The sequence below is a fragment of the uncultured Caballeronia sp. genome, from assembly GCF_964243625.1.
Taxonomy (GTDB): Bacteria; Pseudomonadota; Gammaproteobacteria; order Burkholderiales; family Burkholderiaceae; genus Caballeronia.
Genome location: NZ_CAXTGZ010000306.1, coordinates 1 through 6,997, shown reverse-complemented (window position 1 = coordinate 6,997; position 6,997 = coordinate 1). Strand labels below are relative to the sequence as shown.

The 6,997-nt window shown below is 53.3% G+C and carries 5 protein-coding genes and 1 pseudogene; 1 reads left to right on the top strand and 5 read right to left on the bottom strand.

The annotated features are described in order from the left end of the window. Nucleotides 1-695, top strand: a pseudogene (locus ACFFAR_RS19795) (molecular chaperone HtpG); the annotation flags it as partial. A 253-nt stretch (nt 696-948) separates the two neighbouring features. Here the strand turns inward: ACFFAR_RS19795 and ACFFAR_RS19790 are convergent. The 5 genes from ACFFAR_RS19790 to ACFFAR_RS19770 form a co-directional block, all read right to left on the bottom strand. After that, nucleotides 949-3,849: a hypothetical protein gene (locus tag ACFFAR_RS19790; protein ID WP_174363791.1), complete on the bottom strand. Its 2,901-nt coding sequence runs from the start codon at nt 3,847-3,849 to the stop codon at nt 949-951. Continuing rightward, a complete protein-coding gene (locus tag ACFFAR_RS19785; protein WP_174363792.1) occupies nt 3,846-4,364 on the bottom strand; it encodes a hypothetical protein in 519 nt (172 codons plus the stop codon). The genes ACFFAR_RS19790 and ACFFAR_RS19785 overlap by 4 nt, the downstream gene beginning before the upstream one ends. 174 nt (nt 4,365-4,538) lie before the next feature. Beyond that, on the bottom strand, nt 4,539-5,093 hold the full coding sequence (locus ACFFAR_RS19780; RefSeq protein WP_174363793.1) for a hypothetical protein: 555 nt from the start codon (nt 5,091-5,093) through the stop codon (nt 4,539-4,541). 29 nt (nt 5,094-5,122) lie between these two features. Beyond that, nucleotides 5,123-6,517: an HlyD family type I secretion periplasmic adaptor subunit gene (locus ACFFAR_RS19775; protein ID WP_174363794.1), complete on the bottom strand. Its 1,395-nt coding sequence runs from the start codon at nt 6,515-6,517 to the stop codon at nt 5,123-5,125. Continuing rightward, nucleotides 6,514-6,997, bottom strand: a 484-nt coding sequence (locus ACFFAR_RS19770) for an ATP-binding cassette domain-containing protein (RefSeq protein WP_174363795.1), incomplete at its 5' end; no start/stop codon positions are given. The genes ACFFAR_RS19770 and ACFFAR_RS19775, both read right to left, overlap by 4 nt.

Sequence of the window (6,997 nt, the reverse complement as noted above, 5' to 3'; positions counted from 1 at the left end):
GCGAACGCATTGCCAAGCTGGTGCGCTTTGCATCGACGCATACGGATTCGTCGGAGCAGACAGTGGCGCTGGCCGACTACGTGTCGCGCATGAAGCCCGAGCAGACGAAGATTTATTACGTCACCGCCGACACGTGGCAGGCCGCGAAGAACAGCCCGCACCTGGAAGTGTTCCGCAAGAAGGGCGTGGAAGTGCTGCTGCTGACGGACCGTGTCGATGAATGGATGCTGTCGTTCCTCAATGAATTCGACGGCAAGCCGCTGCAGAGCGTGGCGCGCGGCGACCTGGATCTCGGCGCGCTGAACGATGAAGAAAAGCAGGCGCAGGAGAAGGTCGGCGAAGAATTGAAGCCGCTGGTGGAGAGCATGAAGGCTGCGCTGGAAGGCAAGGCGAAGGACGTGCGCCTGACGTTCCGCCTGACCGATTCGCCGACGTGCCTGGTTGCCGATGACGGCGATATGAGCGGCTACTTGCAACGTATGTTGAAGCAGGCCGGTCAGGCCGCGCCGCAGATGCAGCCGATTCTGGAAGTGAACCCGGAGCATCCGCTGGTGAAGAAGCTTCACGCCGATGACGCGAATTTCGGCGACTGGTGCCATCTGTTATTCGATCAGGCGATGCTGGCCGAAGGCGGCACGCTGGAAGATCCGGCGAGTTTTGTGAAGCGGACGAACGCGTTGTTGCTGGCGCGATAAGTCAGCGAATATCTACCTGTGCATGCGCCCCCCCGGGGGCGCATTTTTCGATAGTCCGCGCTTACGGTGAGCCGAGCGCGGACTATGGTTTAATTGCGCAGCGATCCCTCGCCGCTCCGAACGGGGCGGCGCGCATCGTGGTCGGTCAGCGCTCGTAGACGTGCAAAAGCGTGACAACCTATGCTTCATCTCGGCCACTTCGTGCGTCAGATGGCCTTGCAACGGCGCCGAAGCCCCTGGGCTCTTATTTCTATTAGAACGAAAATCCGAAATCTGCGGAATATCCCATATCCTCTTCGAACGACCCAAAGTCGAAGTCGTCGCTGCCCCCGTCATATTCGTTCCCTAGCGTAAAGTTGTACTGGCCCCCACCGGATGATATGAGCGTGTTGTTGTTTGCGTAGTCCGCCCATCCAGTCTCATATCCTGTCGGCCCATACGCAACCGCGTCATAACCGCCGCCGGCTCCGTAGGTGAATTGGGTGAAACCAGTGAGCTTGCCACTGCTATCAAATGAGTCGTACTCCAGCTCTTGTCCGTTTCCATTAAAGATAATGGCGTTCTGCGTGTTATCACTATTGAACAGATGTGCGGTCATGCTGCTATTGTTGCCGTACTGGTCATACTCAGTTTCACGGCCAGTCGTTCCGTCAAAAAAATAGTCGTCCGTTTTATGACCGCTCGTATTGAACTCCGCGTACTCAGTCTCATGACCGCTGCTGTTATAGACTGTCGCCGTCTGCGAATTGTCTGCGTTGATCACGTGGACCGTTGTCTGATTGCCTGAATATTCGTTCAGTTGCGTTTCACGGCCATCCGAATTGTAATAGGCATCGGTCGTCATTTTGCCGTTTGCGCCGTACGTCGCATATTCAGATACATGTCCGGACGGATCGAACACGGCAGCGTTCTGCGTTCCGTCAGGATTGAAGACATGTGCAACGCCGCTGCCGTCGGTGTTGTAGTCAGTCTCTTGCAACTCCCGGCCGCTCGCTCCGTCGAAGACGAGATCCTGAGTGATCTTGCCATTGGTGCCAAACGTTGCTTGTTCGGTTTCATGACCTGCAGCGTTGAATGCGTACGCGGTTTGCGTGCCATTGGCATTGAAGAGGTGATCGACCTGGCTGCCGTCGCCACTGATGTCGTTCTCCTGCGTTTCACGTCCACTCGCAGCGTCATAGAACAGGTCCTGTGTCTTCACTCCATTGGCGCCGAAGGTCGCGTACTCTGTCTCGTGACCGGCGGAATTGAAGGCTTCGGTATTCTGCGTTCCGTTAGCGTTGAAGATGTGGTCGACCTGGCTTCCATCGGCGTTGATATCATTTTCCTGTGTCTCGCGTCCAGTCGTGGCGTCATAAAACAGGTCTTGCGTCTTCACGCCGTTTGCGCCAAAAGTCGCGTACTCGGTCTCGTGACCGGCCGCACTTACAACTTCGGTGTTCTGCGTGCCGTTAGCGTTGAAGATGTGGTCAGTTTGGCTGCCGTCAACGTTGATGTCGTTTTCTTGCGTTTCACGTCCGGTGCTGGCGTCATAGAACAGGTCCTGTGTTTTCACGCCGTTTGCGCCAAAAGTCGCATACTCGGTTTCGTGACCGGCAGCATTAAAGACTGCGGTGTTCTGCGTGCCATTAGCGTTGAAGATGTGATCGATCTGGCTACCATCGGTGTTGATATCGTACTCCTGAGTTTCACGTCCGGAGCTAGCGTCGTAGAGGAGGTCCTGCGTTTTTACGCCGTTGGCACCAAAGGTCGCGTATTCCGTTTCGTGACCGCTAGCGTTGAAGAACGCGGTGTTCTGCGTGCCGTTGGTATTAAAGATGTGGTCGGCCTGGCTGCCGTCAGCGTTTATATCGTTTTCCTGAGTTTCACGTCCGGAGTTGGCGTCGTAGAAGACGTCCTGCGTTTTTACGCCGTTGGCACCGAAGGTCGCGTATTCCGTTTCATGACCGCTAGCGTTGAAGACCGCAGTGTTCTGCGTGCCGTTGGCATTAAAGATGTGGTCGACCTGACTGCTGTCAGCGTTTATATCGTTTTCCTGTGTTTCACGTCCGGTGCTTGCGTCGTAAAACAAGTCCTGCGTTTTCACGCCGTTGGTGCCGAAAGTGGCCTGTTCGGTTTCATTTCCCTGCGCGTTATAGACTGTCGCGTTCTGAGTACCGTTGCTGTTGAAGTGGTAAGCGACTTCGGAGCCATCTGAGTGAAATTGGTCTTGGTCAGTCGCATGGCCTTGGCCGTCGTAGACGTTAGCGATGTAGCTGCCGTCGGCATTATGTGAATAAGTTGTCTGCGTAAGAACGTTGCCGAACTGATCTTTAGTTACCGAAGTTAATAATGAACTTCCGCTGAAGCTTTGCGTTACCGACTGTCCAGACGAGAACGTGTCACCCATAGTTGTGAAATTGCCGTTCTCGTTAGGATCGTTGAACGTAATTCCCGACGCTCCTAGAGCGGGCGCTTGTGCTGGATTGGCGGCGCCATTTACTTTCATGTAGTAATTGTAATAGCTCGTGCCATCTTCGCTAGTCGGAAGCGGTGCAAACACGTGCATCGCGTCCTCGATCATTGCGTTCTTCTCTTGACTTGCTGTCAGCTTTCCTGAGACGTCTGAAGTGTGCTGAGTGTCGAGTATCGATTGGAGATTTGATGGCCCTGTGCTGTAGACGCCATCTCCGGCAAGATAGATTTCCGTGCCGCCCTTGCCGGACCCGTCGGAGCTAGTTGCCTTCAAGATTTCCTGCTGCACTACCCAGTTGTTGTACGCAGCTTCGCCTTCACGATGTAACCCCATCATAGCGCGCACATCATCAGCCGTAATACTTTGATCTGTAGCGGCTGGCCGATATTCGTCGTCAAATGCAATATCTGCGGTCGCGTTCTCGAAATGGCCAATTTCGTGGGCGAGCTGTCCAACGATCGTCGTTGTGGGTAGCGTGTTCCAGTTTTGAGCAAAGAATATGGCGCTTCCGTTCCAACCGGTTCCCGTTCCCGTCCCGGTGTCTATGCCCATCGTCCCCGCAGTAACTCCAACAGCATTACTGTAATCTAGCAATTCCATCACAAGGGTCGGACTTGCATTTATAAGGGCGATTGCATCTGCAGACAGTTTGATCGTGCCCCAGAAACTCTCATTCCCAGTAATCGTTTTAGCGGTCATTTTGAGTCATTCCTTCTATTTTGATAAAGTGTGAGATCATGCAAGCATCCTGTTTTCGTAAATAATAGATACATTTCAATTTTGTTTCTCCCTAAAAAATTATAAGTAAGCTGTCCCCGAAAGGACGGATTGAACTGCGGTTCGCCGACCCCCCATGTCGAAACAAATCTTTCTTTTTTAATGCAAATTTCGGCTTCGTTAATTCCTTCGGACAGGGATGATTTTTCGAACGACGAATCGTTAGATTTGAATTTACCGTAATTTGTTTTCGGCTCGTCGGCGTTAACTAGGGTTTCGGTTGATAATGGGGTTGCTTGGAAGGCGGAAGAGGTGCCTTCCAAAATGTTGGTCCTCGGATTTAAAACAGCATTCATCGAATGCACCGTTAGACGCAGCCTAAACGTCTCCGCGACTTCTTTTTCGTTATTTAAATCGCCGTGGTCAATGAAGTCATGTAAGTCAGAGAGGAAGCGGTCAGGGCTTCTAGCCGCCATCGAAGCAGGTGGGGATTCCATGCAACCCTCCACGAAAAAGAACAAAATTACGCAAATCGACGCTTTAAAGTATTTTTTTGCGCTGAAATTTTTCATAATTCACAACCTTCAGGAATGTTGCCCGCCTTGATAAATCATATCGCGTGGTGTAGATAAATCATCTCAGTAGGAAAGCCGCTCAGCTCTATCTCGTACCTAATTCGTTTGATTAGATTTCCAGATCGAATAAATAATTTTGGTTAAGCTGCCACCATTTCCTCTAGGCGCACCCCTGGCTGATTCGCATTTTTCGTCTAAGCCATCGATAAGTTGGATATTCCATGCCGTATCTGTTATCGAAAGGCTAGGAGTGTCGGCATCACTGGCCCACAGTAAATTGGCAAGTGCAACAACGGTCTGGATCTCGCTTGAATTGATGTTAATCGTCTCAAGTTTGTTCGGTTTGACCGTCATCTTTCCATCTTCGAACGCCCAAACGCTTTCGATTTTTGAAAGTTTCTGACCGTCCAGATCGAAAATGTAAAGTTCCCAAGACGGAGTGGTAAATGAACCACTTCCTTCTATCACGCCACGCGTTGGACGGCTTATACCGTCGAGCTTATGTTGATTAATGCATAATTTGTTATTTAAAAAGTTTCGCTTGATTGCTGCATACCGCAGTTGCGATGCCGGTTGAGAAGGCGGTGCGCAGCCTAATAGCAGCAACAGGCAGGATATCAACGCGATAAGCTTCAATGTGGCTTTATCCATATTGTTGCGTTCGATCTAGGTTGAAACAATTAATCCCGCATGGATTTCTGAATTCCGTCCCAAAGCGGTTCAAACAAGTAATCGATCGCAGTTCGCGAACGGGTCTTGATGAATACTTCCGCCCGCAGTCCCGGCCCGAGTCGAATCGGCTCGCGCGCCGCTTTGTTGGCGCGCGCAATGACATCGACCGGAATCTCTATATGGGCAAGGTAGAAAGGCTGCCGGGTTTCCTTGTCGTTCAGCGAATCGGCCGAGAGATACGTCACCGTGCCTTGAAGTAGGGGAGAGGTTCTCGGGTTGTACGCGGTCAGCCGGACGTCAGCCGTGCTTCCGGGCATAACTTCACGCACGTTATCAGGCTTTATCTTTGCTTCAACGAGCAAGGGCGTTCCCGACGGCACTAGGTCGAGGATCGGCTCTCGCGGACCAATGGCCGCGCCAATTGTATGCACCATAAGTCCAACGACTTCTCCGTCGACCGGTGCAACGATACTGGTGCGTGTTTCGGTATCTTCAGCCGGACGTAGCTGGTCGGCGAGTTGTTGAATTTTCGCGGTGGCGTCCTTTAGCTGCGTGTCGGCTGACTTCACATAGTCGTTGCGTAGAGCGGTGATTTTCAGCTCGAGATCGGTTTGCTTTTGGCGAGCACGAATCAATTCTGCCGTATTTGATTGTTGGCGCGACTTGTAGTCAGCCGCGGCTCGCCGCAATTCCATCATCTTTGTTTCGGTCACGTAGCCTTCGCTTCGTAGCTGTTCATTGACTTCGAGCTCCTGCTTTGAGATTGCGAGACTCTCGTCACTGGTGCGTACCAGCGCAATCTCGGTTGAAATTTCCTCGCGGGTTTGGTCTGCCTGTTCTCGCAATAAACGCAGTTGGTCGTTCAGAGTTTGTCGCTCTGAGTCAAATAGCGTTTGCTCCCGCTGAATTAGCGTAGCAATGGCTGGGTCCGACGACCGAGCGATCAACGGTGCTGGAAACGTAACCGAGCTTTTCATGTCGCGCTCTGCTTCGAGTCTTGCTGCCTTTGCTTGAACGTCGGCAAGTTGCGACTGGAGCGCTGCCACCTCGGCATCGGGCCGCACGCTGTCGAGCGTGAGCAACACCTGCTTGGCCTTAACATGATCGCCGTCCTTTACGAAGATGGCTTTAATAATCCCGCCTTCCTGATGCATTACCGTCTTGCGTTCGCCATCGTCACGGACGACACCCTCTGCGACGACCGCGCCCGATAGGGGAGCCAATGTGGCCCATACGCCGAGCGCGCCGCAGCCCAGCATCAGCACAACGCACCCGGATGCAACCACCCGGCGCGGCAAAGACAAAGGCGCGTTTGTAGATTGAGGTTCGGATGGTCGGCGGGGCTCAGCTATCGCGCTCCGGATACGGTCGCGCAAATGGTTTATGAACGGACGGAGCCTCATGATGCGGCGATCTCCCGTCGGTCTTTATCGCGTGGTGCAGGTCCTACCGGTGGGGCCTTCGACCGAGCCCACGACTCGACCTGCTCGCGCGTACCAAAGCATTCAATCTGCCCGCTCCGCATCATCATCACCCGGTCGGCAATCGAGAGCACCGCCTGACGGTGCGTCACCACAGCGACTGTTACCCCGTCACGTTTCAAGCGAAGCAGGGCTGCGTTCAACTGACGTTCGCCATCGGCGTCGAGATTTGCATTTGGTTCATCGAGCAACACGAGGCGCGGATCACCGTACAACGCGCGAGCCAGTGCGATTGCTTGGCGTTGACCACCTGAGAGCGCCTCGCCTGAGTCCCCGATGCTTGTCTCATAGCCACTGGGCAACTTCAGGATCATCTCGTGCACACCCGCACGTTGCGCTGCCAGCACTACCGCTGGGGCGTCGTTACCAGCCGGGTTTGGGTTACGTGCAATGTTGCCTGCA